Origin of the sequence: Candidatus Darwinibacter acetoxidans (assembly GCF_041936445.1) — a bacterium.
Taxonomy (GTDB): Bacteria; Bacillota; Limnochordia; order Darwinibacteriales; family Darwinibacteriaceae; genus DTU010.
In genome coordinates, this window is record NZ_JBHGXH010000338.1 from 1 (window position 1) to 26,706 (window position 26,706).

Sequence of the window (26,706 nt, forward strand, 5' to 3'; positions counted from 1 at the left end):
CCTCTTGCATACTCGCTGGCTCTTTCTGAATTCGTGGTGGCGTCGTTTTCAAGTCGTTACTCGACATTCCTCAAAGGACCTGGTTTCGATAGAAATCTGCACTGTTTGTCCCACTCTAACAAGCCTGATACCAACCGTCGATCAAGTGACTCTCTGGCTTTCCAAAGCGCGCCTGCATGGGGGGTTCGGGCCTGTCGGTGTCAATCGGCACGATCCACCGGGCACCCACAAGCTCGGCTTCTCGCATCGGGGCTACGGCCAAGGCGCATGAAGGCGAAGCCTCTCACTATTGCAAGCTTCACGCCATGATGGACCAGATCGGCCGCGCGGACATCATTGAAGGCGCCGGCTTCGTACTTGGCCACCAGATGCGGATAAGGTGCGCGACAGATCGTGGCGCTTTGCCAGCCTATGCAGGGTCTGGCGGCTAGCCGGCGTCCGGGATTAAGAGCGTGACGCGCGCCAGGGTTTTGAGGAGACGGCCGCAGCGTCCAACTCGCCGCCAGCGAAACAAAAGGCTCGGGTGAAGACCGTGACGCCGCGCCACCGCCGATACGGTTGTTCTTGTCTCGCGCACCTCGGCGATGATTGCACGCTTCTCCTCGCGCGACCATGAACGCCGCGTGCTCGCAACGACAATGTGAGGAGAATGCGCCATAAGTCCAGTAAGCAGCATTCGATCGTACAGCGCTTGCTTCGGGCACTCAGGCGCAACGTGGCCGAGACGGTGATCGCGGCCACCGCAACACCGCCGTCGCCAGCCGTGGCCATGCGGACCGGGCCTGTGGACGGCGCTGCGTGTGATGGGCACTCCGCCCCGCCTACAGGCCCTCCGTTAAAGCAAGCTTCATTGGGGATGCCGCCGATCGCCTCGAACGCTGCCATATGGCAGCGCAGGACCGCCTGCATGTCCTGGCGCAGGACAAACAGCGCCCAGATCAGGTGGCTGAAGCCGAGCGAGAATAGCCAGACGATGCGGGTGACCGCCGGTTCATCGGTGAAGACGACCTGGAACTGGGCGAAGTCGACCTGCGCTTGGTCGCCCGGCGGCGTTTCGAAACGGACCTCAAAGGCAGGCAGCCGGGCCGGACGAATGTCGCGCAGCGCATCGGTGACGGCGGTGTAGCCGCCCTCATAGCCGCGTTCGCGAAGCTCCCGCAGCAATCGGCGGCCGGTCAGGCCCGGATAGGCAGCCTCCCGCTCGCGCAAATACCCAACGAATGGATCGAACCGGCGCTGGCGCGGCTTTCGTGGGCCGTACACCGGCGGCTCCAGGCCACGGGCGATGCATCTGCGAACGGTCTTGCGGTCGCCCCCGAGCTCGCGGGCGATCGCTGAGACCGTCAGTCCCTGTCGATGAAGATCAAGAATCATGACTGTTCAGCACTCATGAGACAGATTTGGTGGGTTGAGGAAGGGAGGATTTCTGGCTCATCGTAGCCTTTCGAGGAGCGAAGATGAGACAGAAATCCGTATTGACAAAGGAACCTGCGGATCAGGTTATCAAGGACATTCGCCGAGCGACCCGGCGGCATTTTTCGGCAGAAGATAAGATTAGGATCGTGCTGGAAGGACTGCGCGGCGAGGATAGCATCGCCGAGCTGTGCCGGCGCGAGGGGATTGTCCAGAACCTGTATTACCGCTGGTCGAAGGAGTTTCTCGAGGCAGGGAAGAAACGACTGGCGGGCGACACGGCCCGGGCAGCGACGTCGGACGAAGTGAAGGAGCTAAGGCGCGAGGCTGGCGCGCTGAAGGAGGTCGTCGCCGAACCGACCCTGGAAAATCGCCTGTTGAAAAAAAGCGTGACGGCGGATGGGGAGGACACCGAATGAGGTATTCCGCCGCTGAGAAGCTTGAAATCATCCGGCTGGTTGAGCAGTCGACTTTGCCGGTGCGGCGGACGTTGGACAAGATCGGCATTCCGCGCGCCACCTTTTACCGCTGGTACGATCTGTACCAGAGCGGTGGGCCGGAGGCACTTGACGATCGAGCTCCCAGGCCCGATCGCGTCTGGAACCGGATTCCAGACGATATTCGTGAGCGGATCGTTCAGTTGGCATTGGACGAACCCGAACTGTCGCCTCGGGAATTGGCCGTGCGCTTTACCGACAGCGAAGGCTATTTTGTCTCAGAGGCATCGGTCTATCGGCTGCTCAAGGCCCGCGATCTGACCGCCAGCCCAGCCTTCATCGTGATGAAGGCCGCAGACGAGTTCACGGACAAGACGATAGCACCCAACCAGCTCTGGCAGACCGACTTCACTTATCTCAAGGTCATCGGCTGGGGGTGGTTTTATCTGTCGACGGTCCTCGACGACTTCTCGCGTTATATCGTCGCCTGGAAACTGTGCACCACCATGAAGGCCGCTGACGTCACCGCCACGCTCGAATTGGCACTTCAGGCATCAGGGCTCGACAAGGCCCGTGTCGTGCATCGCCCGAGGCTGCTGTCGGACAATGGCTCGTCCTACATCGCGGACGACCTGGCAAAATGGATGAAGCGCCACGACATGGCCCATGTTCGCGGCGCTCCCTATCATCCGATGACCCAAGGCAAGATCGAGCGCTGGCACCAGACGCTCAAGAACCGCATCCTGCTGGAAAACTATTACCTGCCCGGCGATCTGGAAGCGCAGATCGAAGCCTTCGTCGCCGACTACAATCACCGCCGCTATCATGAAAGCCTCGGCAACTTAACCCCGGCCGACGTCTACTTCGGGCGCGGCCGAACAATCCTGTTGCAGAGAGAAAGGATCAAGCGAAAGACCATCGCCATTCGTCGCTTGCAGCACCAGAAACAAGCCGCCTAAAATCATCAACCAGATGAGCCAGAGCCTCCCTTAATCGGACGCCCTCACTGTCTCGAAAACTCTGACGACGGACATCGCCGAGCTGACGCAGCGTCTGCTGTTTTCGGCGCGCCGAGCTAACGGTACCAGTCCAATGACGGCCCGTTACGACGGGGCCTTCCGCCGAGCGTTCTAATTTGCGGCGGCGAGTTCATCGAAGAGGGACTTCCGCTGAGCCCATTCCACTGTATGCCGAGGCCGATGTGGAGCGGCTCGGTCAATTTGTTGGCACCTTGAGTGTGACAAGTCTAAGGCTGCAATGCTAGCCTGCAGGCTCCACCAAGAGCCGATGAATCCCAGCCTAAACGATGAGGTCGAAGACTGCGCCGTTCCCAAATCCAGCATTCGCGACATGTATCGGCCGCGTTGGCTGGGCGTACTTGCTCAAATGCCCGCCCTCTTGCTCCAATGTCGATTGGGCATTCCTATATCCAAGGTCAGCGTCCATTTCACAGGATCTTTAAAGAGGTAATATTTTCCTCGGCGAGAGCTGGAGGAGACCCTAGCAAAGCTCTTAAAAAAAAGTAAAGTACTCAACGTTCCTGAGTACCGCGGAGCTCCGACGCATGCGCGAGCCGATCGATACCGTCCCGACGGACGGGAGACTAGTCATTCTCGAGGACGATGCCAATGCAGCTTTTAAAGTTGCGCGTTGGTCAGCTGAAGCGGGCTGTTGGGTCGGAGAAGAAGGCGAGCCCAGCAGGATCATGCCGAAATATTGGCACCCGCTTTCGCCCTGGCATCCGTTATCGCAGGAGAATTATCAACCGGCCACTGTGAGGCGCGGCTTTGGCCATTTCTCATTCTTTCCGCGCAGGGTCACACGGGATGGATCTCGGGCACCCAAGGACGAAGCTGCCTCACCAGGATTCGTTGCGGTCGCGACCTCTTTAGCAAACGTTGGTGCGCAGGCTGCTCGGCACGAAGCAGGACGCGGGTCTGATGCGCGCTGGCGACTTGGTGTTTCGTCACTATTTTCAACCCTCTTCGGGGCAGCGCGCGACGCCTCGCTTTTTCGCGGCAAGCCTGCGGCCAATCTAGAGCGTTCTGCGCATCAGATTGGGGTGGTTAGAAAAAATGTTGTTGGCACGCAGCGGCGGCTTACTGTTTCGGTAATAACCGCTATTCTTGTCGGGGCAGTGCTTATCGGCGTGATGTTTCGCTTCGAACTTGCAACCTATTCGATGCACTATGCGAAACAGTTTGGCGCAGTCAGTAGCAACGTGATCGAGCGCATCTCTAAACTTTATGGTTTATCATCAACTCGGCAGTCGCAAATCCCCCAAGCTTCGCCGCGTGGCCAAGAAACGGTTCACCGTTCGCTCGAATCCAGTCTTGACGGCACGAATGAGCATTTGCGGGTTATGGAGAATGTGGAAGAAAAGGCGGCGCCACGGGAAACATTTAACGAGAACCGGCAGGCGAATGATTTGGGAAACATGATCTCGGCCCTGCAACACTCTCTGCAGCAGGAGCGCGCCAGGGCCGAGGCGTTAGCCCGCGACCTAGCCGCGGCACGCCGCGAATTGGAGGCGAGCGCCGCGGAGTCAAGCAATACGGTTGCTGAGGCTGCACGGGCCAAACAGTCGGCGGAGAGCGCTACAGCCGAACTGCGACAGTTATTGCAGCAGGAACGCGCCCGGGCCGAGGCGTTAGCCCGCGAATTGGCCACAGCACGCCGTGAGATTGACGCAAGCGTGGTGCAACCGAACATGCAAAGTCGCGCCGAGGAACAAATCCCTTCTGCCCCAAAATTGCTTTCAATACCCGCGACACCGGCTCCACGTCCGGCTTTAACATCGGCGGCCCCGTCTTCTCATCCGCCTTCGATAATTCCGACACCGGTCCCGCGCCCGGCCTTGACTTCGGCGGCTACGCCTTCTCAGCCGGCAATTCGGCGACGATCTCGTTCAGTGCCGCGGCAGTCCGTTAAGTCAAAACCGCGATCTAGTAGTCGATCGGATCTAACGTTTGGCACCCGTAAACGGCTTTTTCAGCAGCCCACTAAGCGGCTTCCGTGATGTTCTCCGCACGCCTAGCCAAACCTCTGCCAAATCGAATCCGATCGGAGGCACACGATCGCGGGCCCGAAGTTGTTATAGTCGAACACTCGGGCAAACGTCCATGCGCACGATCGACCGCCGAGTATTGTCTGTCTGTACCCGGCGTGGCGGGCGTGGAACTCCGCCACCTCGGCCTCGACCGTCCGCGTAAGCACCGCGCACGCTCGACAAAGTACTGGCCAGGCAATTTGAAAAAGCCTGTCTGGATGAGCAAGGTAGAAAGCGCTAGTCTCGGGTGCGACGTACGACTTATTCGGTATAAAGGTCAATACCCCGAAGTACGCCGCCTATGCTATAACGGCTTCATCAACTTTCGCACATAGCTAAAATCCATGAAGCTCTTCGATATAGGCCCTCAGTACTAGAAGCATCCGTGTCGCTCTTCGCTGCCTTGCTTCTGCACAAAATTACAGTTGCTCGGCCGGCAATGCGAGCGCCGAATCTTGCCCTAGAATAGCAGTCTGTCCAGACCACTGAGTGAGGCCGGTCAGCTCATGAAAGCTTCCCGATTGATTGTCGCCCTGGTCACAATTGCGGCACTTGGCTGTCTTGCGGAACGGGCCGCGCGTACGTTTGGCTCCGGCATGGTCAATGGCATTCAACGCTTTACCTCAGATGACGCTATCCCCTTGCTCATGACGCGCTCTAATCAATGGAACCTGTTTCAATTCTATTATTGGGGACAAGACCGCTTCGGAGCATGGCCATTTCTTTTTGCACGGTTTTTTCCAGCCGCCAACGAGGTAACTCAAACAGAGCTGCAACTATGGCAAAGCGTTTGGGTTGTTGCGGGGGCAGTTGCGATTGGGATGCTGTTCGATCGATATAGATTGCTGCCAATGAGTCTATATATCAGCGTCATTTGCCTTTTCCCCTTTTTGGCGGCGCACTTATTGAATCTTGCGCAATGGGCTCCATGGCAGGTTTCGGCCTTACTTTTGGCGTGGTGGGGGATACGACACTATTTGAAGGCGACCGACCCACCACTGAGCCCGTCGATCCGTCTCGCATCTCTGATGATTGTGTTTGTATTGTCGTTGTTAGCTGTATGGTCCTCCCCCCTTTGCGGCCCACTAATTTCGGGCCTCGCCGTAATCGAGGCTATTGCTTCAACCAACACCAGTCCCAGGGCACGCGTCCGACATGCGATTCGTCGAGCGGGCGAGCTTGCGTTGCCGGTGGGCGTCGCCATACTAACAGAGGCGGCAATTCGATATGCCTACCATAGGTATTATCAATTTAATACCCCCATTGAAGCAGACCTGCCTAACGCCTGGAACAATATACAGGTCGTCATGTCCAAGGTACTGTTTTTCAAATACTCATTCAACACACCGCTGCTTTGGCCATTACTTACCATTATTTTTTTATCGGGCGGTATATACTCAGCTTATTGTCTTGTCCGCCTGCTGATTTGCAATAAAAAATATGAACCATGGGTCGTCCAAGGATGGTCGCTTATCTTCGGAACATGGTTTATTGCAACAGCACCGTTGCCTTTGTTTGTATCTGCAAGTTGGGTACGTAAAAACCAATTTGCAGACTGGTATTTTGTTATGACCTGGCTTTTCATCGGATTTGGAGCTTTCTTTACTTTGACATTTATCTGTCTCTGGCTTGCGCGCTCAGATCGGGCACGCCAATTGATCTATATTACTGGTACTGGAGTCAGCATTGGCTCAACGGTGGCGACTTTGCCACCGGCAAGCTTTGCTCCGGAGTTTGTAGACCTGCGCTCTACAGCCGAAAGATTGTCCAAAAGGATGCCATCGGTCCCAATACTCGGCTCTTATTGGAACACGTATGTATTTGCGGCTCTCCAACCGGCAGGGCGTACTTTATTGCCAATACCATTTGAAGGAGAGTTGAACCGAACGCCATGGTTAACAGATTACATAAAGGCAGCTGGAAATGTTATCGTCGCATTCTGGGATTCGAATTCTGCTGGAGGCTGGGGTTCGAATGCTGTTGGAGGTCCACAGCCAGGAAGCCGATGGATGCTCCAGCACGATCAGGTGCTCCGACTAATCGAGCCTAGATGGGATGCAGGGGCAGGAAGAGTTTTTTCTCTGTATAGAAATGTTGCGGCGGAAGAGAGAACGTACGATGTGGAAGGAGAATTAAAATTCACGAACATATGCGCGCCAGGATCGTCCCTGGCTATCAAATTCGTGCCAGTTGAAAAAGCATCAATTGTCTTGGCGTTGAACAACGGACCTGTATCTTTTATAGTTGAACCGATCAGTGGGGACAACGAGCCTCAAGTCCTTGCTCGGCTACAGATGAGTCAGGGTGCTGCGGGCCGAATCTACTATGCTGATTTCGATGGCAAGGGACGTCGTATAGGCGGTATGCGAATCACAATGTCGGGGCCTTCAGCAACTCCAACTGAGATGAAATGCTTTGCAACAAAGCTTGTTGTGGTCGATAATGGCACGCGATAAATCGCTGGCGAAAAATGACGTGGTCAGGATCACGCGCCGCAGCGCGAAAAGCTATGAAAAACCCTGCTAGGGAGACAAAGGCCGAGCAATAAAAATTGTACCCAGTTCTGTTATCGGGAAATTGTGTTTTTCGAGGGAAAGGCCATTCCTCAATAAGAGTTCTCGGAAATACATCTCCGTGAACCCGAGCTCTAACCAGCCAAACTTGCGAATAGCCCAAAGACTTTGGCCATCAAGTCGTAAGCCCCAAGGCATGGGGAATGCGTCGGTAATTGGTTCTGAAGCGAACATCACTTGGCCGCCAGGAGCGAGATGAGTCCTAGAATGTCGGATTAAGGATTGATGATTGCTACAGTGGTGGAAGCTCTCATAAAAAAGGATGGCATCGAAGCTGTCCTCTAGATTCTCGATTTCACCAAAATCCCCGCAGATCATTCGTGGTGGTGTCAACAAACCTGAACATCGAGCTTCAACGATCTTAAGAAACCGCTGCTCAATGTCGATTGCAGTGACTTGATAACCCATTTGTGCCAACGCTAGTGTTGTATTACCCCATCCTGGACCGAATTCTAATATTTTCGCACCGGACTTTAGTCGGAGCGTTCGTATTATCAGCGCTACCATCATCAATTGGTCCGAGACGGTATTGAAGCTCTGGGTATAATATGGAAATGGACATGTTGAGTGTGTATTAAAATCAATCCATTCGCTAGCCTCGTTGTTTACATTATACTTTTTACCAGATATTTTCTCATAAAGGCTAAATTGATAGTCAATATATTCTTTAGAAAAAGGGTCTTGAGGCAAGTCATCGAGAGCAGGGCGAAATTCAAACGTTTTGAACACCTCACGCATCGCATCATCAGAGACGCGAAAAGCAATATCGACCTCATTTAATGCGTTATCAATATCGTTAATAGTCGAAAGCCGTCTGACTTTGGAGATATGGTCTTGCTCTTCATCTTGTATCGATGCTTCGACGGAAGCCTCCTGATGGCTGAGTACCGACTCCAGCCATGAATCACGTACGATCCTAGCGTCAAAGCGGCGGAGAAAGTAATCGTTGATAAAAGCCACATACTTCGACGACGACGTCATGATATGTTCCTAGTCTAGGGTCGGATAGCAGAGATGATCGGAGGTCCGTAGAAATGCTTCGACATAGCCTATTTAGAGGGATGTCATTCAGAGGTCGCAGACGCGGGCCGGCGGCCACGGTCGGCGCTTGCATTGACGAAATAACCTCGAGCGCACTATGAATTGCGCCGACGCCACATCAAGATAGCACGGATCTGCCAGTCCTTCATCGGCAACAGGCTGTTACTCCCTAATGTGGATCCACACCCCGCTACAGAACAGAAATTCCTCACACAAACGGCTAGAGGGCCCGCGGGCAGCAACGAACGCTGTAATATCATGTGTGTTTCATCAGGCCGTCAATAAATTCGCCCCGAACCATCCCGTATAATCGCCGGGATACCACAGGCCACGACGACGTCTCCGCCCAGGCTCGCTGGCCATCGGCAAATCGCAATAGTTCATCTCTATCAGAAAGCAATCTGGAGATTCCGGCCGCGAGTTCTGCCGGACTGATACCTGGGAGGCGGTGAGTAATTGGGCCAACGTCGGCAAAAATTGGCAGGGGTGTGCACGCTACCGGCGTGAGAGATGAAAGCCCCAAACGAATTGCGGCGCTAGCAGATTCTTGGGTATTCTGGTAAGGGTAAACAATAATGTCAGCATGTGCGAGTTGCACAATAATGTCATTATCACTGAGATAATCTGTCGTCAATGTAACATGCTGCTGTAAATTGTGCGCGGAAATCGCGGCTTTACATGCGCTGTACTCTGTTTCGGATTCCGGCACCGGGTAGAGCGCATTCAACATCAGGAGATGACTATTCGGATGCTCGGCACGGATGGCGGCGAACGCCTCAATCAATTGACGAAGCCCTTTGTGAGGCAGCAGATAACCAAAAGTGGCAATGACGTAGCGCGTTGCCAGAGGGCTTAATCGATTGCCGCGATATGGTGGAGGTGCACCAAAGGGAAAAAGGGCGACGTTCTGCTCGAGACCCATTTTCTTAAGCCGATTAAGATCATGAACAGAATGCACCAATAATCTGCGAGCACGCGACAATGCTTGTCGCGCTGTAGATAAACTGATAGAAATATCGGGCTTTTCAACATCCGCCGTAGAATGAAGCAGCACATAGACAGGGATATCTTGATCCGTTAGTTGGTTAATTAACCCCTCAAGCGCTGTTAGGTTGAAAAATCCGAAATTGAATTGAATGACTACCGCATCAACTTTCGCGGCTTTGATGGCATCGTAAAGCTCGTCGAGCGGATCGCTCCAACCTTGCTCCCAACACCGTGCTACAGATGGATGGTCCGGCTCAAGAACGGTCGCGCCGCGATTAGCAAATACCATTAGACAGTCAGGGGGGATTTCGCACGATAAAGCCTGCGAATACGCGGCAATCCCGCATCGGCTATTCCACGTAGATACCCAACCGATCTTCGGCAATCTTATGGCCTGGGCGTCCAGCGCTCTTAGCTGTTCAACAGCCTTTCGTAGGCGCGAGGCTACATTGTCCCAAGTGAAGTTTGACGAAACTAGCTTACGTCCGCGCTCTGCTCGGCGGGCCCGTTCCTCCGGAGTAGCCGCGCGCGCCGCTCGCAAACAAAGAACTAACGAATCTAGGCGCGGCTCTACCCACACCGAGTTCGGTACGGAAAGATGAGTCTTGGCGTAGGCAAACTCGTAATCACACAGCCACGCATTCTCGTCGCTGCAAAAATCCATTTGTCCGCCGTAAGAAGTTGCAATGACAGGCTTGCCGATGACCAACGCTTCAGCTAAGGGCAAACCGAACCCTTCTCCACGGCTGGGACACACCATTACGTCAGCTGCCCGGATTAACTCGTAGGTTTGCTGGTCACTCAAGGTTCTGTTGATGACGACAACAGGCGCGTGATCGGGGTAGTGTTGATCGAGGGCTATAACATCATTCTCGATGTTATGATGCTGATTCGGAGCCGCCTTGATAACTAGAATAACATTGTCATCGCGCGCAAACGCTTCGCCCCAAGCTGAGAGCAGGACGTCAACACCCTTGCGCGGGAGACATGAGGAAATGTGGAGAAAGCAAAATCTGCCGCCAAGTCCGAGTTCTTGGGCAAAAGGTATTGAGGTCGCGAAAGACTTATTATTCTGATGCAATATTTGATCGATGCCATCGCCAACAACGCGGATCGGAACATGGACACCGTTGTCGCGAAGAACTTTAGCTACGAAGCGACTTGTAGTCCCAATAAGGTTTAGTCTCGCGTTAAATGCATTAACATATTCAGCCGGAAAACCGCTCTCCTCCCAAGCGTAACATGCTAAGCCGCGAAGTTCACCTCGCAGGTCGGACACAATCGGAGGGTAAAGGTTTCGTAGGCCGACGCAAGGGCTAATATCATCTTGACTTGCACGCCAAATGGCAGCGATTTCAGGATGATCAATCAAAAAATCCTTGTCCGGTTCAAATGGTCCCGGCCCATCACGCGAGGCCAGGGCGATAGATACACCTTGGTGTGCTAGAGCTTTGGCAAGTTCGCGATTTACAATCGCAAGACTGTACGAACTATCAAATGGACCCTCGATCCGCCAACCAGAAACATAGTTTAAAGAATCTGGTTCAACGTCCTTTGGGCGGACTTCGGGAAGCTTGAGGCCGAGCTCGCATAGAAAAGTCTGAAGGCTCGTAATGAGAGCTTTCCGCTCGAAGCGTTGTAGCTCTCGGCGCTGGGCGTGAACAACTTGTGTACGCAGCCAGGGCTCTTGTAATATCAAGTGCGCGGATGCGGCGACGTATTCGCTATCCCTTGTTTTTAATAGTAGCCCGCCTGTTCCCAAAGTACTTGGAATAGCGCCTGCAGCGAATGCGGCTACGGGTATATCAAACGCCATCGCCTCTACCAGCGGCATCCCGAAACCTTCATGTTGGGAAAGCGAAATATAAAGGTCGGCAATTCGGTAAAGCGCATATACGTCCTCGTCTGCCAGCGTTTCAAATACTAAAACATTGTCTTCAAGCCTAAGGTTTCTTATTTCAGCATTGACTTGCTCGAAATAGGAGGGCGAGGCGACGCCTCCAGCAACAATCAAACGCACAGGCTCTCGGGATAGCTCGCGCAAAACGTTCATCATCCGCACTAGTTCGAGCTGGCCTTTGTGTTCAGACCATCTACCTATGAATAACAAGGTTATGGCACTGCCAAGCTCTCTTGTCAGCAAGCTACTCCAAGAATGATTCCGGATCTTGTTAATATCAACCAATAGCGGTATCGTTCTAATTGAAGAAAAACCGGCGCTTTCGAGCTCTGCGGCGTTGAACGGCGAATCGGCGATTGCTGCGTTGAAGGCGTTCGTTCGCCCCCATGATCGTATTTGCTCACGTCCTCGCTCTGCATAGCGTTGCACGATGCTGCCGGAGGGCAGCAGATATGAGGGTGTGATGTTGTGGTATACTAAAACTTTGCTTGCAGGAATTTGATCAATCCACTTGTGTTGATCGTGGCCCATGGAATAATGGATAAAAACCACGTCATCTGGTTTAGGTCTTAATTGTGTAAAGTGTCGCACACGCCCACGAAGCCGAATATCAACGTCGACGCAATAAATCTCTGACCGATAGCCAATTTGCCGGAGGACGCGCTGTATAAAGAACATCGCGTTGGTAATGCCGTCACCATATGCGGAACCTGCATGGAATTGATGAACAGCAATTCTCTTCATTACAGGCGCTGCTGAATTATATTAATGGCGGCGTGCCAATATGGCAAAATCACGCGGTCCAAACAATAGCTGATTGAGGTGATCGAAATCCCACCCCTTGGTTTTCAGGCGCTCTTCAGCCGGAGCGGGATGCAAACGTAGAATCTCGGTTTCGCAAAACCCGCGGTGTTCCACAATAGATCGAAGTGGATCGGGAGCGATTGGATTACGGTGGGTCGGATCAAAATAAAAAGTCGTTGCTCCAACCCGCATATTTTCTGGGTTTGGCGTTTCAAGGATCAGGATGCCACCCGACTGGAGAACTCGAAGTGCCTCATCAATGAAGTTGATCAAAACACTGAACGGAAGATGCTCTATAATGTGAAAGGCTGTTACGGCACTCCGACTCTGATCGGCGAGGCTTCGGAGGTGCTCAATCAGATCAGCATTTCGCGCATCGAGTCCCAAGGAGACCGTGCGTGCAACCATCATACAATTCACATCAATACCATACGCAGAAAGACCATTCTCCTTCATAAGCTCAAGCCATTCGCCGCGGCCACAACCAATGTCAACGATGGGTGCCTCAGGCCGCCCTGCCCCTGCGAGCTTCATGCGATCAAGGTAAACAGCGAGACGTTGCTTAATGTCCGCCCGTGTCCCGCGGTATTGTTCCTCGAAGGCTTCGTACAGCGAATCTAGGCGACGATCATGGATATAGGTCATTTCTTCGGCGATTGGACCGCCGCTATCCTTTGCGAAGGGCTCTGATAAGCGCGATAGGCGAAGCTGTTGAAACATGATCTCCCGTCGGATACTTTGGAACTGCTCCCGTGCCTCGCGGAATTTCGCGTCAAATACTTCGCTAAGTTCTTTCACGGCGGCCCCAAGCCCATCGATGCGCGCGTCCATTCCATCGATGTGCGTGTCCATTCCATCGATGCGCGCGTCCATTCCATCGATGCGCGCGTCCATTCCATCGATGCGCGCGTCCATTCCATCGATGCGTGCGTCCATTCCATCGATGCGTGCGTCCATCCGCTGCAGGTTTAGCTCAATGAAGCCTTGAAACTTGACAATGTTTTCATGAATTTCGATGAGATGCGCACGTATTTCTTTAACGTTGTACTCGCTATCGAACGCTGCGCGAGCTATCCTGCGAATTCGCAGAACCCAAGCTGCCCACGCGGCGATAGCACCAACAATGGGAACACGTTTGATCTTTTCCGTGATCCCCATTTCGGGACTCCGAGGCTGCCGCACCGCCGAGGCAGAGCAATTAGCGATTGCCGTGCTTGCTGCGGGTGCCGGCGCGGCTAGAGGTGGTGGGCCATCTCCAGACCCAGCGCGCCGCAGCGTCTCTAACTCGATCGCGATGCGTGCTTCCAAAATGTTCTGATCGATGGAAGAGTTGTTCGGATAAATCACGTCCAACGCAACGGGCCCCCGTTGGAACATTTCCGCGCATCAAAGCCAGACATACCCGTACACCGTTGTCAATTGACAATTTGGCTTGCGCAGTACCTTGAATCAAGGCCGAGACCTGAACGCCGCTCACGGGAGCCGCGCACGCCCGCAGCGAGGCACGACGAGATATCCGAACCACCCCACTGCTTCGGGATGAGCTCTTGAGCGAGGATTACCCTCTCTGCACAATCTATCTTTCTCGAAATGCAGTACGTAGTCTATTGCGTAATGGCTCTATTAAATACTCTAAAGCCGTCCTTTCTACCGTGGGCATCAATATTTCGGCGTTCATGCCCGGTGTGAGCTTGCCACGGTAATGCTCGGGAATATTCTTGTCTGGGACATCGATTATTGCCAGGTAATAAGGTTGCTTGTTTGTCTCGTTTACTAACCGATCTTGAGAAATGCTTTTCACCGTCCCCGCGATCATGGGAAGCGTTCTATCGTGGAAAGCTGGAAATCGCACTTCCGCCACATTACCGGGCTGAATTGCTTCAATATCGAGCGTTGAAATTTGTGCTTGAATAACCAGCTTGTCTTGATCAGGCGCAATCTCAAGAAGCGTATCTCCTTGACGGGCGACTGCGCCGATTGTATACACTTTCAGGTTTTGGACCCGGCCTGTAACTGGCGCAAAGATCTCCAGGCGACGCAAGGTATCTTGTGCCACCACAAATTTGTTGCGCAGATCACGAAGTTTCTCTCGCGTATCAACTAACTCACGGGTTGCGTCTTCGACGAATTTTTGCCTAATCTGCTGTATTTGCAACTCAGTCTCACCGATACTCTTTTCAGCCTTCGCGCGTTCGGCAATAGCCCGACCGATCTCGCCGGTGAGGCGCGCGCGCTCTCGTTCTAATGCTAGCCATCGCGATTTTGAGACAAGATTTTTTTCATAGAGTGCCTTTACATCTTTTAGTTCATCGGAAATAAATTTGACTTGTTCTTCGTTGGCTGTTTGTTGTCGGTTGAGCCCATCGATTTCCTGACGCAGCTGATCCGCACGAGACTTTAAAATCGATATTTGATTCTCTAGGGAAGCTCGCCTTTCGTTGAATTGAACACGCTGATCTTCCATTGCCTTCAAAGCAACGGCGTCAGGGGAAGCGGTTAACTCGTCCGGAAATTCAATGTCTGCGCTCCCGTTAAGCTCGGCCGTGAGCCGGCTATCTCGAGCCACCCCAGCGTCGAGCTGATTGCGTAATATTTCAACATTGGCTCTTGGCGCCGTGCCATCCAGCCGCAAAAGTACCTGACCGGCTTCGACATGATCCCCTTCATGAACAAGTATGTTCTTAACAATGCCGCCTTCAAGATGTTGAATAGCTTTTGTATTTCCCTGATTTGTTACGAGTCCGGTCGATACCACAGCCCCTCCGAGCGGTGCGACTGCTGCCCAGATCCCTAAAACGCCAAAACAAAAAATAATAATCCCATAACCAATCATGGCATAGTAACGTGGATTATCGCTCGCCAGCTTGGGGTTATTCATAATTAGTTCACCAAACTAGAGTTCAGGTTCGCCCGGTTGCCGCAGGCTGTGCATCCAATGCTTGTGGCTGCGGTTGCGACGGCACGACCTTGGGGCCGCCAAAAATTCGAGCCAAAACCTCGTCACGCTCACCACAGAGGCGCACGGCTCCCTGCTCCAGAAGCAGGACTTTGTCGGCTAGTGTCAGCATGTTGGTCTTGTGGGTAACGAAAATAACAGTTGAGCCGTGTTGCTTTAAATAACGGATCGCTCCAACCAGCGCGGTCTCGCCCGGTGAATCAAGGTTTGCGTTCGGTTCGTCAAGAACCACGATTCTAGGCCTCCCAAACAATGCTCGGGCGAGGCCAATACGCTGGCGTTGCCCGCCGGAAAGCGCTTGGCCACCTGCACCAATTTGCGTGTCATAACCATTCGGCATCTGTTGTATCATTTCGTGTACGCCGGCAAGTTCGGCGGCACGAATAACTTCGGCATGATCCGCTTCCATAAAACGTGCAATATTTTGTGCGACTGTGCCGTCAAATAGCTCAACGTCCTGAGGAAGATAGCCAATATGTTGGCCGAGATCCTCGGAGTGCCAATGATGAACTTCAAATCCATCGAAACGAATTGTACCCGCCAGAGCGGGCCACACGCCCAATAGCACTCGAATGAGAGTCGACTTGCCGGCGGCGCTTGGTCCAATGACGGCGAGTGTTTGGCCCCTTTCGATTTGTACGGAAACTCCGCGCAAAATCGGCATTTTCTCGCCCGGCGCAGCGGCGACAATCTGCTCCACCGTAATATTCCCCTTTGGAGAAGGAAGCGGCATACGCGCGAAATCTTGTGGGATGGCTCGGAAAAGTTCTTGCAGGCGGCTCCAGGCCCCCCGTGCATTCTGGAAAACTTTCCATTGGGCAACAGCTAATTCGATCGGGGCAAGTGCGCGTCCGATGATAATCGATGCAGCTACGATGCCGCCTGCAGACAATTCCCCTTCGAGACACAAATACCCACCAATACCCAGGATGAAAACCTGGACAATCAGGCGAAACGACTTCAATCCAGCTGTGATCGCGCCACTGCGGTCACTCGCTGTGGCCTGCCAGGAAATTTGCTCGTCGCGACGCTCCGCCCAACGGTCCTTAAGACCCGGGGCCATCCCCATCGCACGCATCACCTCTGCATTACGCAGCGTCGCGGAAACGTCTGCATGCGCGGAAATTGATGCTTGAGTGGCGCGCAGCAGCGTGGTTTTCGTCATATATTCATTTACCACCGTAACAATGAGGGTGATGATCGCCGATGCAATCGCCAGCCAGCCAAAAATTGGGTGCAACAGGAACGAAGCCGCGATAAAGAGCGGCACCCAGGGCAAATCGAAGAATGCGATGACCGCCGAGCCAGTGATAAATTCCCGCACGGTATCGGCATCGCGAAATGGTTGCGCCTCTACTGAAGCACCCTTTCGCCTGAGCGTGGCCTCAAAGGCGGTGTCAAATAAAGAAGCCCGAAGAGAATTTTCGAACCGCGCGCCGCCCCTCACCAGCACGCGCGACCGTAACCCTTCCAGGCTTCCATAAATAATATATAAAAATACTGCAATTATTGTTAGAAATAATAGCGTCATTAAATTGCGGCTGCCGAGCACCCGATCATAGACCTGGAGCATGTAAAGTGGGCTGACTAATGCCAGGCTATTGATAAACAGGCTAAATATTCCTGCAGGCAGCAACGCAGATCGGGCCGCAGAGATCGCGTGGTTAAGCGGCGTTAGGGGGCGTTGGAATGCCATATTGCTTCCACCTGTGGGACCTTTGTTTGTGAACTAGCAGGATCGTCGGTTTGCTAACTGCCAACACCGTGAATGCTGTTAGCACAGCGCGGTATTCTCACGCAACATGTTGTGGGTCGTGCAAAGCAGCCGGCAATCCCACCAAGCTCAGCGTACTTCCATCAGCGAAATCAAATGTCACGCTTGTCAATTCATCAGAAGAGCAATTCATTGCATCAGCGTCATAGACGATAATACCTTGATCAGTATTGGTTACTAACCAATGCGACGTATTATCCAGAAAGTACCGCAGGGCGTTGATAACATCCACTGTAGTATGCGTGGTTTCGTTGGCCGTTGCTTCACTGGCGGGCGGAAGCGGTGACGATATTTCGGATGACAAGGAGTGGAGTGATGATGTGTCAAGAGTCTGACGCGAAAGAACAGCATCCGCAAGAACCACGGGGGGGGCTTCGAGTTGATGGCCCATCAATAAGTCAAACAACATATTTTCGGGAGGTCGGACGTCAACTGCTCTATGCACGGCGTCATGAAGGACGCCGGCCAGTACCTTTGGAACGTCGTCAGGAAGGGAGCCCTGAACGGCTCCTATGAGGGTCGCTGAGAGCTGGCTTAGGCCCGAAAACGCATGCGTCTCGATCCCCCCGCTCGCATCGGAATAGCCGATCTTCGCAACCTGAACATCGGGCAGCAGGCTATTCTCGACGCCAGGCGCGCCGAATGTGATGATGAGCATTGGCGAGATATTTGAAGTTCCGACAGGGTCATCAGACCCTGTGTGTGCGCGGGTGTTGAGAGAAACTGAGCAATCTGTGAGAATCGCAATCAAAGGTAGCGCTTTCTGCACTGCAGGATTGTAAGCTGCATCTTCAGGAATGTAAGCTACATCTTTCAGCGCGCTACTGACTTCAAGTCCGCTTTTCCAAAACTCAGGGTTGATTGGCAGCTCAACATTTGGTCCCGTGGAGACCGAATTTGTTTCAAGAGCCTCTGAGGTTTTAGCCAAGAAGTCTAAATGATCAGAATCAGATAATAAGTTCTCTGCAGTTGTCAATTTATCATGATGGATGGCCAGGGCGACTGCAGAAAGTATAATAGCGCTTTGCGCAGCATCTAATACAATAGTTTTACTGTGACCTTCTGTTACGGCTTCGGGCCTAATTGCTGTCGAACCGCCGCGCGTGTCACAAAGCTTTTGATTGTCAGTTAATGCGCGCGCCTCCGCGCTTTTAAAGAATGCGGTTGCGACAATAGCGACCAACAGGGCTGCCGGATGCAAATAGATATTGGACCCACGCAAGCGAGTTCCTTTGGCCGTAGTTATCAGCGGATGATGTGCTACTAAATCTCGAACAAGTGAGGAAATATCAGACCCAGACGCTGCTTTGTTGTACCAAGGGCCGGCTAGTACATAGATGCCCCTGATCCTGGCAATATGCACAATGACGTCACCCTCGTCCGCTCTACAGAAAGCGAACCAAGGGTCACCTTCGTCGGAAATGCCTTGCTCTGTATCGATCCTTAGACCAGATTGCACGAGTATGGCCTCAACGCGATAAAATTCACCCAATTCGCGCGCCGACCACGTCGCGGTGTCTCGGAAATCCCGCCTTAGTGCTACGACATTGGTGCTCATAATTTCCTTGGGACCCCGCCAAGTTGCGCTTGATCTTCAACCTAAGCGATGTCTAATGCTCAAACAATATCTCATAGGTTACAGGGTCATAGAAACGCAAAATATTCTGAACGAACTCTTTTGGCTGGATGTTAAGTGCCCTTGCCCAATCGTGGTAGCGGTCCGGTGGAATTCGACCTCGTCCGGTTTCGAGCTGAGAAATAAAGGTATAATACTCCGCCCCGACAAGTTGCGCGAGTTGTCGTTGCGATAGACCGGCGTTCTCCCGGCATCGCCTCAACCAGCGACCCCCGTCGCGGCGCAATTCCTGGACCGCGGTAGTTGCAAGTCGCTGGTGGTTTCCATACATTGGCAATAAATTTAGCGAATATCGCGCTAATTTCAAGTTCACTGTACGACGATCACCAATATTTCATAATTCGCACCTAAGTTATTTAGCACCTTCAAGCAGTTAGACGAACTTGGGGATCAAGAGTTCTGTTATGACCCTGCCGCAGTGGAAAGATCAGCGCTACGTCGATGACACCGATGTCCATTACGGCCCCGCGACGCTGCCACAAGCCCCCCTTCCGTTCTCGATTTGGGTTCGGCGAAAGTATCGCTGGTGGCCCGGCTCCGAGCGAAATGCACCGTTGGTAGATAGAATGATTTTAGTCCTACTGCTCGCGCCTGGAGTTGTTTGGGTAACCGTTTCGTTCGGCTGGATTCCGGCGATATTTGTTGCGGCTGAAGCTCTAATTATGTGCGAAATCGCCTATCGGTTTGCGACGGGAACTCTGCTTGGCGACTAAACGGAAGGCAATAGCGGCGTTACTGCATGCCCCAAATATTCGCGGCGCTTCCTCAACTCTACCGCTTGGTCGCGCAGAGGTGCGCGACTAGGTTGTTCAATAAGTCGTCGTTTTGACCTCACCGCACTTTTCCCGCCGAAGTCCGAGGAAGGGAGGCGTGCGTCTCCGTGGTCGCCTATGATGATAGGGGCGCTGAGTCGCTAATGAATGGAAGGGCGGCAGTCGGACCTCTGCAGAGCGACCCGCGATCAATCCGCACGCCTCCGACGCCGATATACAGCCACACGCCTACATGGCGACATCGCCACGGCATTCATAGCGATGAAGCGTTGCCTTTGCCCTTTGCCCAACCCGCGTCATTCGTCCGCACCGATTGCACCGCATCAGCCCGGTAAGCAGCGCGCGACCGCCGCGCGCCGATTTGCGCGCAATTCTTCTTCATATGCGCGCTCTCAAGCTTCTGATTGTCCTCGTACTCCCGCCAGCTGATGTAGCCAGGATGATTCCCACTATCCCAGGCTCGGCCCACAGGGAGAAAGCTCAACTTGTCGGCGATCAACTTCTCTTATCGTTGCACTGATTTAGCTGCCGCCTCGAACTCCGTGGCCGATGCAGCGGCCCCTACCACCGCTCGGTAGCCGACCTGAGATTCAAATCGTTGGAAGTTAGCTGAGTGGAGACCAACCACCACCGCGCCGCCATCACGTAGCAGCAAGAGAGGGCCACCAGATTCACCGGGGGCATTATCGCACTTATGAGTGATAACACGCGGCTCGAAGGGGTTGATCGCCGCTGTGCATCCCCTATGCACCGAGAGCACGTATGGGCGGTCGGCAGCATAACCTGCGAGCGCCAACTCGCCACTGTTCACGGCCGCTAGCAGCCCGGCGCTATCTACTGCCTGAACTGGGATTGGCTTAACCCCGAGTGCGTCACGTAACGTCAGGATAGCCCAATCACGTTTGATCATCTTGGGATCGAAGAAGTCATAGCGAGGGCGATCTTCTAGTTTGTACTTGAACTGCGGCGATGTGAGAAAACTCTCGGCCAGCGAATGACCAAGGAATTTGTCGCGTATTTGGCCGACGACGAAGTGTATTGAACTCGGCTTCACCCAGTTGTTGATGCGCGTGTTGAAGAGGCAGTGGGCGGCGGTGAGCACATGGCGGGGCCCAATCAGGGTACCTGTGCAATGCCCCCGATATGTTCCTGCGACAACATTAATGCGGCCGATCGCGGACCACGGCCATTTATCTGACGAAACTCGGACACGGCGATCCTTGGCGCTAAGAATGCCGGTCGGACGGTCGGTGGGAGGCGCAGGTTGTGCAAAGGCGGCATGGTGCTCAGACACAAAGGCCAAAATTGCCGTGACTAATATAAGTGCGCTTGAGACGAAAAGCGGACCGAGCATTTCGCATTTTACCGAGTATCATCGGCAGACCGAGAAGGATGGCATGGGGGCGGACCCGTGGCAAGAGCGATGACTTTGGCGCAATAAATAGCGACCAGACGACGGGACTGAAGATCAGTGATGGCAGAACCAAAGATTGTTCCCATACTGCTCGCCGGTGGCTCCGGCACTAGGCTGTGGCCGGTGTCGCGAGACGCCATGCCGAAGCAGTTCCTGCCGCTTGTCGGTGAGCGCTCGACCTTCCAACAGGCACTCACCCGGGTCTCCGACCCCGACCTGTTCGCGCCCCCGATCGTGCTGACGGCCCATAAATTCCGGTTTTTCGCCCGCGCCCAGGCCGAGGAGCTCGGGATTGACGCCACCATCGTGCTCGAACCGCAACGACGCGATTCCGGCCCGGCGATCGCCGCCGGCGCCGCATTTGCGCGGCATGCAGACCCGGAAGCGTTGGTGCTGGTGCTCGCCGCCGATCATGTGATCCAAGATGCCGCCCTGTTCCGCACCGCCTGCCGCGCTGGGCGTGAGGCGACAGCCAAGGGTTACCTCGTTACCTTCGGCATTCCTCCGACCGCACCGAAAACATCCTACGGCTATATCAAGGTCGGTCGGCCACTTGGCCCCGACAGCTGCTATGCGGTCGAAACCTTTGTCGAGAAACCGGATGCGGAAACGGCGGCGCGATATGTCGCTGCCGGTTATCTATGGAATTCCGGCAACTTCCTGTTTCGGGCCGACACGCTACTTGTCGAACTCGCCAGCTGGGCACCGGCGATGGCGCAGGCGGCAGCGACTGCGGTCACGCGCGCTAAGGTGGATCTGGGCTTTGTCCGGCTTGACTTCGAGGCGTTCGCGCAAGCGCCGCAGCAATCGATCGACTATGCGCTAATGGAAAAGACTACGCGCGCTGCGGTGGTCGAAAGCCGGTTCCGCTGGTCGGATATCGGCAACTGGGATGCGGTGTTCACCGCCGCGGCGGCGGACGACGCCGGCAATGCGCTGTTCGGACCCGTCGCAACGTTCGACGTCAAAGATTGTCTGATCCGCGCCGAGAGGCATCTGACCGTTGCGCTTGGCGTGCGCGATCTGTTGATCGTGACGACGCCGGACGCGGTTCTCGTGCTGCCGCGGACACGGGCCGAAGAGGTTAAGAGCGTCGTCGCGACTCTCAAGGCGCAGGGACACAGTGAAGCCACGGAACACCGGCACAGCTGGCGCCCTTGGGGCCATGCCGACCGGGTCGATCTTGGCGACCGCTTTCAGGTCAAGCGTCTGGTGGTGTCGCCCGGGGCGCAGCTGTCGCTGCAGCGCCATTTCCATCGCGCTGAGCACTGGGTCGTGGTCCGCGGCACCGCCGAAGTGACCATTGGGGACGCTAGGCACATCGTGCACGAGAATGAGTCGATATTCATTCCGATCGGCACCGTACACCGGCTTGCCAATCCCGGGCGTATTCCGCTAGAAGTGATCGAGGTGCAGACGGGCAGCTATCTCGGTGAGGACGACATCGTGCGTCTCGAAGACAAATACCAACGATCCTGACCGGGCTCAGGTCGCAGCACGACCGTAATCAAGCCGCTCGCGCAAGCCCAGGGGGCGTCGCGTTACAGTCGTTAATATGGCCGCGACTGGCGCTCTCTGGCAGCACTGGAACTGCCCGGCGCAGGCGATTATTGTTGTCGCGCGCGGGCGACCTCGTGGCGAAGAGCGGCGCGTCGGCTGCAAGCGTCGCCGGGCAGCCTCATTTGTGTCCTGCCGATTTGAGGCACCCGCGCGCCGGTTCCTTCGGGCGTCGTGGTTTCCATTACGCGACTAAGCGCTCGTAGCTTCGCTCGGCCTGGGTTGCGACCAGCATCTCCTGGTCGCGCAGCGCCTTGACATTATAGGCGTACGCCGGCCCCCGCCGGCTTCCCTTCTGTTGGGGATGTCCGGCCTGCAGCTCCATCGCGCGCGTCTTGTTGGCGACCAGCGCCGGGCGTGCCCAGTGGTAATCCTCGCCCCTGGTCAATGAATGCCAGCAGAGCACGGTGAGCTTGCGGGCTACGGCCACAGCGGCGATCTGATGGCCGCGCCTGGCGCGAATGCGCACGAAGAAGGCGTGCAGAGGTCCGGGCGCTTTGGCCGCCGCACACGCCGCTTCCACCAGCATGGCGCGCGCGTGACTGCGACCGACCTTGCTGATGCGCCCGTGATGGGCAGCGCCCAGTCCCGACTGCCATACCCGCGGATTCAACCCGAAATAGCTCACCAGCTTCTGCGGACTCTTGAAGCGGCTGATGTCGCCGATCGCCGCGATGATCCCGGCTGCGACCGTGAGATTAACGCCGGTGATCGTGATCAACCTTCTGACCGCGGGATCGTCGATCGCGGCCTGCGCGATCTCGCGGTCGAGAACGGTCAGGTCCTCCGCCAGCCTATCCAGTTCCCGCGCGTGCCGGTCCACGGCTGCACGCTCGTCGTCCGGCAACGGCTGACGAGCCAACCACACCCTGCCGCGTGCGCCGAACAGATCCGCATGCGGGCACTTCGGGATCAGATGCGCATGCAGAATCGAATGCACCTCATTCTTGATTCGTGTGCGATGCCGCACGACCTGGTAGCGTCGCGCCGCCAGCCGGCGCTTGCTTTCGGTGGCAGCGTCGGGCGTCCAAATCTGCGGCAAATAACCGGCTGCCTGCAGACTGGCGAGCGTCCCCGCATCGATCTTGTCGGTCTTGCTGTGCGCTTGCGCGATCGCTTTCACCTGCAAAGGATTGGCGATGATCACCCGCGCCACAAAGGGGGTCAGCACGCGCGAAAACCGCCATGCTGTTGCCGGTCGCCTCGAGCACCACCTCATCGGTCGACCGCAGTTTCTTGCCCAACCCTTCGAGCGCAGTTCGGGTCATATCGACCCGGCCGACATGCCGAAGGACGCCATCTTCCCAAATCACCACTTGCCGAAGGTCCGGTGAACATCAATGCCAATCACGCGTCGCATGCGCGTCTCCCTTTGGTTGCCCATGACGGGAGCGGCGGGCGACACAACAACTACGGATCCGCGCTCACAGCGCAACCGGGCGAGTCGCAGAGGCGGCCAGCTACAAACACGAGCTCACAGCTCATCGTCCGCGTCGGCCTGCCCGCACCTTCGTGCTCCCGGCGCCTCTGTCCCGGATGGTCGCACCATACGCCGCAATCAATCTGATCGCAGCAGGGACAAAAGGCGCCGCCATCTTCATACCGGTTACGAACGCGATCGAACGGTTGCACGAAGAGTTCAAACGACGGATCAAAACGCAGGCCGTGCTGCCCTCCGTTGAAACTGCCGCCATGCTATTCTGGGCGTTGCTCGCTTCAGGACAGATTAACATGCGAAAGATCGACGGCTGGCGGACACTCGCCACCGCGCCTATCGCTCAGCCCGTTGACCTCGCTGCTTGACAGGACACCTTCAAGTGCCCGGTGATCGCATCACCGGATTCCAACCACATCGCGACGGCACCAAAGACGCTGTGGACGGCTGACATAGTCGAGCGAATATGATTCCTATTCGTGTGAGAAAAGGCGGAGGGAATCATGCGCGGATCGGATGAGCGTGGACGGTCCTCGATCACGTCTCGCGCTACATCGTCGTCTGGAAGCCGTGCATCAACATAAAAGCTGACGCAACCACCATGCTCGAACCGACCCTTCAGGCATCAGGGCTCGACAAGGCACGCATCATTTATCGACTAACGCAACGGACACCGTGAGGTTCAGAATGACCTATTGGTTAGATGTAGAAGACTTTTTCCGTTACGCAGCCGACGGCAACAAAAGACCAAGCGGGATCCAACGAGTTTGCTTTGAGGTGTGGGCAGCGCTCGCCCAGCGCGTTGAAGTCCGATTTTGCCGTCATTCATCCAAGGCGTATGAGCTCGTAGAGGTAAGCTGGGCTGAAATCGAGGCCGTATTCGAGGCGCTGTGCGCCGGGTCTGGAAGCGCATTGGAGGTGCAGTCGAAAGATTCAGCAGCCCGCGCCTTCGCTGTGCCTAAAACAATACGACGTTGCCTTGACCGCTTGCCGCAAGAAGCGCGCTCTTACCTCGGGACAGCGACGCGCGCCCAGGTCACGGCCCTATCGGCGGCAACATGCTTCGTACCAGCGCTTTGGCGCGGTCTTAGACGCCGAACAACTGTTCAGCAATGTCACCGAACGACTGTTCCGCAATGCCCACATGCCACCTTGCAACCGGGGGATGTGCTTCTCGCGCTCGGCGCGCCATGGACGCGGAGCGACTACGGCACGATGCTCTCTTCTCTTAAGCTCCGTTATAAAATGAAGTTCGGCATTTTACTCTACGACTTGATTCCAATCGTTCGTCCTGAATTTTGTCATCCCAGCCTGATCGAGATTTTCACAACCTGGTGCCGAAGCACTTTGCCGCATTGCGATGTAATAATGACTATCTCGCATGCCACGGCCGTCGATGTCCGCCGTGTTGGTGGCTCGATCGGAATAAGGCCAAACGTGTCTATTTTGCCGATCCCAATTGGCACCGGCTTTGCGGTGACGAAGGCTGATGCGTTGACAGCCCCGCTGCCCTCCGCTGTAGTTGCACAGAGCCGCTACGCACTTTTCGTCTCAACGATCGAGCCCCGAAAAAACCATGTGCTCGCATTCCGGATTTGGCGGCGCCTGCTGGAGCAGATGCCGCGTGACCAAGTGCCGATCCTAGTTTTTGCCGGCCGACTTGGTTGGATGTCTGAAAATTTAATCCAGCAGATCGCGAACACACGATGGCTCGACGGTCACCTTATCCATGTCCGAGAGACGTGCGATGCCGTTCTACAGGCGCTTTATCGAGGCTCGGCGTTCACCCTGTTTCCGTCCCTCTACGAGGGGTGGGGTTTGCCAGTGAGCGAGAGCCTCGGTTTCGGTCGGCCATGCCTCGCGTCAACCAGAACGTCAATTCCAGAGGCAGGGGGTAATTTGTGTGCCTATTTCGACCCCGAGGACGGTCCCGCAGCTTATGCGCTTGTGCACAGAATTATTACCGACCGAGCATTGCTCGGCGAGATGGAGGCTCGCATCGCGCAAGTTTATCGCCCGACGCCTTGGTCTGTAACAGCGGCGACTATTCTTGAAGTCGCGCAAGAGGCTCTCCTTCACGTGCCCCCTAAATCGGCGTAGTCTCGGCGTGTTGCGGCATTCCGGCATTCTTTCAGTTGCAACCTTACTGTTTGTTAAGGAACCTTCTGTCATTGGGCGTCGAAGTCAACGTCTTACTTACTTGTCCTGTGCAGGGATCATGCTTCTGTTCGTGATCCGCGCGCGGCGGTCACATCATGCGATCCGAGGACGAGAAGTGCCGATCTCTGAAGCGGCGTCACGGATGTGCGCGTCGAGGTACCCAGCGGCGTACTTCTCATCGCCGTCCCTGCGCGGACGACACCAGTACTGAGGGTGGCCTTCGTGGTTCAGCCGATCATGCCTCCTTGGTGGCGGCGTAGCGGAAATCGGTCTCTGAAACCCACATCCGGTGCAGCACCACGGCGAGCTTGCGCGCCAACGCCACCTTGCCGCGCTTGGCGCCGCGCCGCTGTGCCACCCGAACAGCCCAGGATTTTAGTGCTGACCACTTAGCCACGCGCGTCATGATCACATGTGCCGCTTCGAACAGCGCGGCTCGCGCTGCCGGATCACCGGCCCGGCTGATCCCGCCCATACGGTCGGTTTCGCCTGATTGATATCGCCTTGGCGTCAGACCAAAGAATGCTCCGATCGATCGGGATGAGGTGAACCGGCGTGGATCGTCGACGGCGCAGCGGAACGTAAGAGCGACAATTGCTCCGACGCCGGGCGCGGTCATCAACCGTTTGCAGATCGGATCGGTCCTGGCGGTCTCGCGCACCTGTTTATCAAGTACCGCGAGTTGCTCATGCAGGGCCGCTCGCGCCAGCAGCAGCGGCTCGAAAATGCCGGTCAGTCCGAGATGTCCTTCGATCAGCCCCCTGATCGCACATCCCACCCACCGCGCGTCTTTAGTG

General features: G+C 55.2%; 17 protein-coding genes and 2 pseudogenes. 7 read left to right on the plus strand and 12 right to left on the minus strand.

The features are described 5' to 3' along the window. Nucleotides 1-427 precede the first annotated feature (427 nt). Both ACE4YL_RS14615 and ACE4YL_RS14620 read right to left on the minus strand, forming a co-directional pair. Nucleotides 428-676 carry a transposase gene (locus ACE4YL_RS14615; RefSeq protein WP_461369763.1) on the minus strand — a complete coding sequence of 83 codons (249 nt, stop codon included), beginning with the start codon at nt 674-676 and terminating at the stop codon, nt 428-430. Nucleotides 677-834: 158 nt separating this feature from the next. After that, nucleotides 835-1,374: pseudogene (locus tag ACE4YL_RS14620) on the minus strand (helix-turn-helix domain-containing protein); the annotation flags it as partial. An 83-nt stretch (nt 1,375-1,457) separates the two neighbouring features. On the opposite strand from ACE4YL_RS14620, the gene ACE4YL_RS14625 reads away from it, so the two are divergent. The 3 genes from ACE4YL_RS14625 (at nt 1,458) to ACE4YL_RS14635 (ending at nt 7,355) form a co-directional block, all read left to right on the plus strand. Beyond that, nucleotides 1,458-2,809 (plus strand): IS3 family transposase gene (locus ACE4YL_RS14625; RefSeq protein ID WP_461369750.1). Its coding sequence is split into 2 segments (ribosomal slippage): nt 1,458-1,794 and nt 1,794-2,809, totalling 1,353 coding nucleotides; the frame shifts between segments, so codons are not numbered across the junction. A 605-nt stretch (nt 2,810-3,414) separates the two neighbouring features. Beyond that, complete coding sequence (locus ACE4YL_RS14630) at nt 3,415-4,869, plus strand: hypothetical protein (RefSeq protein ID WP_461369751.1); 1,455 nt, start codon at nt 3,415-3,417, stop codon at nt 4,867-4,869. 536 nt (nt 4,870-5,405) lie between these two features. After that, a complete protein-coding gene (locus ACE4YL_RS14635; protein WP_461369752.1) occupies nt 5,406-7,355 on the plus strand; it encodes a hypothetical protein in 1,950 nt (649 codons plus the stop codon). 66 nt (nt 7,356-7,421) lie between these two features. On the opposite strand, the gene ACE4YL_RS14640 is transcribed toward ACE4YL_RS14635, so the two are convergent. From ACE4YL_RS14640 to ACE4YL_RS14670, 7 genes are all read right to left on the minus strand, one after another. Further along, nucleotides 7,422-8,432, minus strand: coding sequence for a class I SAM-dependent methyltransferase (locus ACE4YL_RS14640; RefSeq protein ID WP_461369753.1), 1,011 nt, complete (start codon nt 8,430-8,432; stop codon nt 7,422-7,424). Between the two features lie 337 nt (nt 8,433-8,769). After that, nucleotides 8,770-12,144, minus strand: coding sequence for a glycosyltransferase family 4 protein (locus ACE4YL_RS14645; protein WP_461369754.1), 3,375 nt, complete (start codon nt 12,142-12,144; stop codon nt 8,770-8,772). 21 nt (nt 12,145-12,165) lie between these two features. After that, nucleotides 12,166-13,551 carry a methyltransferase domain-containing protein gene (locus ACE4YL_RS14650; protein WP_461369764.1) on the minus strand — a complete coding sequence of 462 codons (1,386 nt, stop codon included), beginning with the start codon at nt 13,549-13,551 and terminating at the stop codon, nt 12,166-12,168. Nucleotides 13,552-13,780: 229 nt separating this feature from the next. Then, nucleotides 13,781-15,082, minus strand: a complete 1,302-nt coding sequence (locus tag ACE4YL_RS14655) for an HlyD family type I secretion periplasmic adaptor subunit (RefSeq protein WP_461369755.1) — start codon at nt 15,080-15,082, stop codon at nt 13,781-13,783. Between the two features lie 22 nt (nt 15,083-15,104). Then, nucleotides 15,105-16,856 carry a type I secretion system permease/ATPase gene (locus ACE4YL_RS14660; protein WP_461369756.1) on the minus strand — a complete coding sequence of 584 codons (1,752 nt, stop codon included), beginning with the start codon at nt 16,854-16,856 and terminating at the stop codon, nt 15,105-15,107. Nucleotides 16,857-16,953: 97 nt separating this feature from the next. Next, nucleotides 16,954-18,426 (minus strand): hypothetical protein, encoded by a 1,473-nt coding sequence (locus ACE4YL_RS14665; RefSeq protein WP_461369757.1) that lies wholly within the window; start codon nt 18,424-18,426, stop codon nt 16,954-16,956. A gap of 118 nt (nt 18,427-18,544) precedes the next feature. Then, nucleotides 18,545-18,841: a helix-turn-helix domain-containing protein gene (locus ACE4YL_RS14670; protein ID WP_461369765.1), complete on the minus strand. Its 297-nt coding sequence runs from the start codon at nt 18,839-18,841 to the stop codon at nt 18,545-18,547. A 133-nt stretch (nt 18,842-18,974) separates the two neighbouring features. Here ACE4YL_RS14670 and ACE4YL_RS14675 point away from each other — a divergent pair, with 133 nt between their 5' ends. After that, a complete protein-coding gene (locus ACE4YL_RS14675) occupies nt 18,975-19,283 on the plus strand; it encodes a hypothetical protein (RefSeq protein WP_461369758.1) in 309 nt (102 codons plus the stop codon). A gap of 565 nt (nt 19,284-19,848) precedes the next feature. On the opposite strand, the gene ACE4YL_RS14680 is transcribed toward ACE4YL_RS14675, so the two are convergent. Then, entirely contained in the window at nt 19,849-20,697 is an 849-nt protein-coding gene (locus tag ACE4YL_RS14680) for a trypsin-like serine peptidase (RefSeq protein WP_461369759.1), read from the minus strand. A 120-nt stretch (nt 20,698-20,817) separates the two neighbouring features. Between ACE4YL_RS14680 and ACE4YL_RS14685 the strand changes: the two genes are divergently transcribed. Beyond that, nucleotides 20,818-22,236, plus strand: a complete 1,419-nt coding sequence (locus ACE4YL_RS14685; protein ID WP_461369760.1) for a mannose-1-phosphate guanylyltransferase/mannose-6-phosphate isomerase — start codon at nt 20,818-20,820, stop codon at nt 22,234-22,236. A 262-nt stretch (nt 22,237-22,498) separates the two neighbouring features. Here ACE4YL_RS14685 and ACE4YL_RS14690 read toward each other — a convergent pair whose 3' ends face one another. Further along, the gene (locus tag ACE4YL_RS14690) at nt 22,499-23,572 is read right to left on the minus strand and encodes an IS110 family RNA-guided transposase (protein WP_461369766.1); all 1,074 of its coding nucleotides are present in this window, start codon (nt 23,570-23,572) and stop codon (nt 22,499-22,501) included. A gap of 350 nt (nt 23,573-23,922) precedes the next feature. Between ACE4YL_RS14690 and ACE4YL_RS14695 the strand changes: the two are divergent. After that, a pseudogene (locus ACE4YL_RS14695) lies at nt 23,923-24,117 on the plus strand (IS256 family transposase); the annotation flags it as partial. Between the two features lie 319 nt (nt 24,118-24,436). Further along, nucleotides 24,437-25,849: a glycosyltransferase family 4 protein gene (locus ACE4YL_RS14700; RefSeq protein ID WP_461369761.1), complete on the plus strand. Its 1,413-nt coding sequence runs from the start codon at nt 24,437-24,439 to the stop codon at nt 25,847-25,849. Between the two features lie 295 nt (nt 25,850-26,144). On the opposite strand, the gene ACE4YL_RS14705 is transcribed toward ACE4YL_RS14700, so the two are convergent. Next, on the minus strand, nt 26,145-26,706 hold a 562-nt coding region (locus ACE4YL_RS14705; protein WP_461369762.1), incomplete at its 5' end, for a transposase.

Excerpts from the sequence above, each read along its gene's own strand:
- ACE4YL_RS14615 (WP_461369763.1), bottom strand. The coding sequence starts at position 676 with ATGCTGCTTACTGGACTTATGGCGCATTCTCCTCACATTGTCGTTGCG.
- ACE4YL_RS14630 (WP_461369751.1), top strand. The coding sequence starts at position 3,415 with ATGCGCGAGCCGATCGATACCGTCCCGACGGACGGGAGACTAGTCATT.
- ACE4YL_RS14635 (WP_461369752.1), top strand. The coding sequence starts at position 5,406 with ATGAAAGCTTCCCGATTGATTGTCGCCCTGGTCACAATTGCGGCACTT.
- ACE4YL_RS14645 (WP_461369754.1), bottom strand. The coding sequence starts at position 12,144 with ATGAAGAGAATTGCTGTTCATCAATTCCATGCAGGTTCCGCATATGGT.
- ACE4YL_RS14655 (WP_461369755.1), bottom strand. The coding sequence starts at position 15,082 with ATGAATAACCCCAAGCTGGCGAGCGATAATCCACGTTACTATGCCATG.
- ACE4YL_RS14660 (WP_461369756.1), bottom strand. The coding sequence starts at position 16,856 with ATGGCATTCCAACGCCCCCTAACGCCGCTTAACCACGCGATCTCTGCG.
- ACE4YL_RS14670 (WP_461369765.1), bottom strand. The coding sequence starts at position 18,841 with ATGTATGGAAACCACCAGCGACTTGCAACTACCGCGGTCCAGGAATTG.
- ACE4YL_RS14675 (WP_461369758.1), top strand. The coding sequence starts at position 18,975 with ATGACCCTGCCGCAGTGGAAAGATCAGCGCTACGTCGATGACACCGAT.
- ACE4YL_RS14680 (WP_461369759.1), bottom strand. The coding sequence starts at position 20,697 with ATGCTCGGTCCGCTTTTCGTCTCAAGCGCACTTATATTAGTCACGGCA.
- ACE4YL_RS14685 (WP_461369760.1), top strand. The coding sequence starts at position 20,818 with ATGGCAGAACCAAAGATTGTTCCCATACTGCTCGCCGGTGGCTCCGGC.
- ACE4YL_RS14700 (WP_461369761.1), top strand. The coding sequence starts at position 24,437 with ATGACCTATTGGTTAGATGTAGAAGACTTTTTCCGTTACGCAGCCGAC.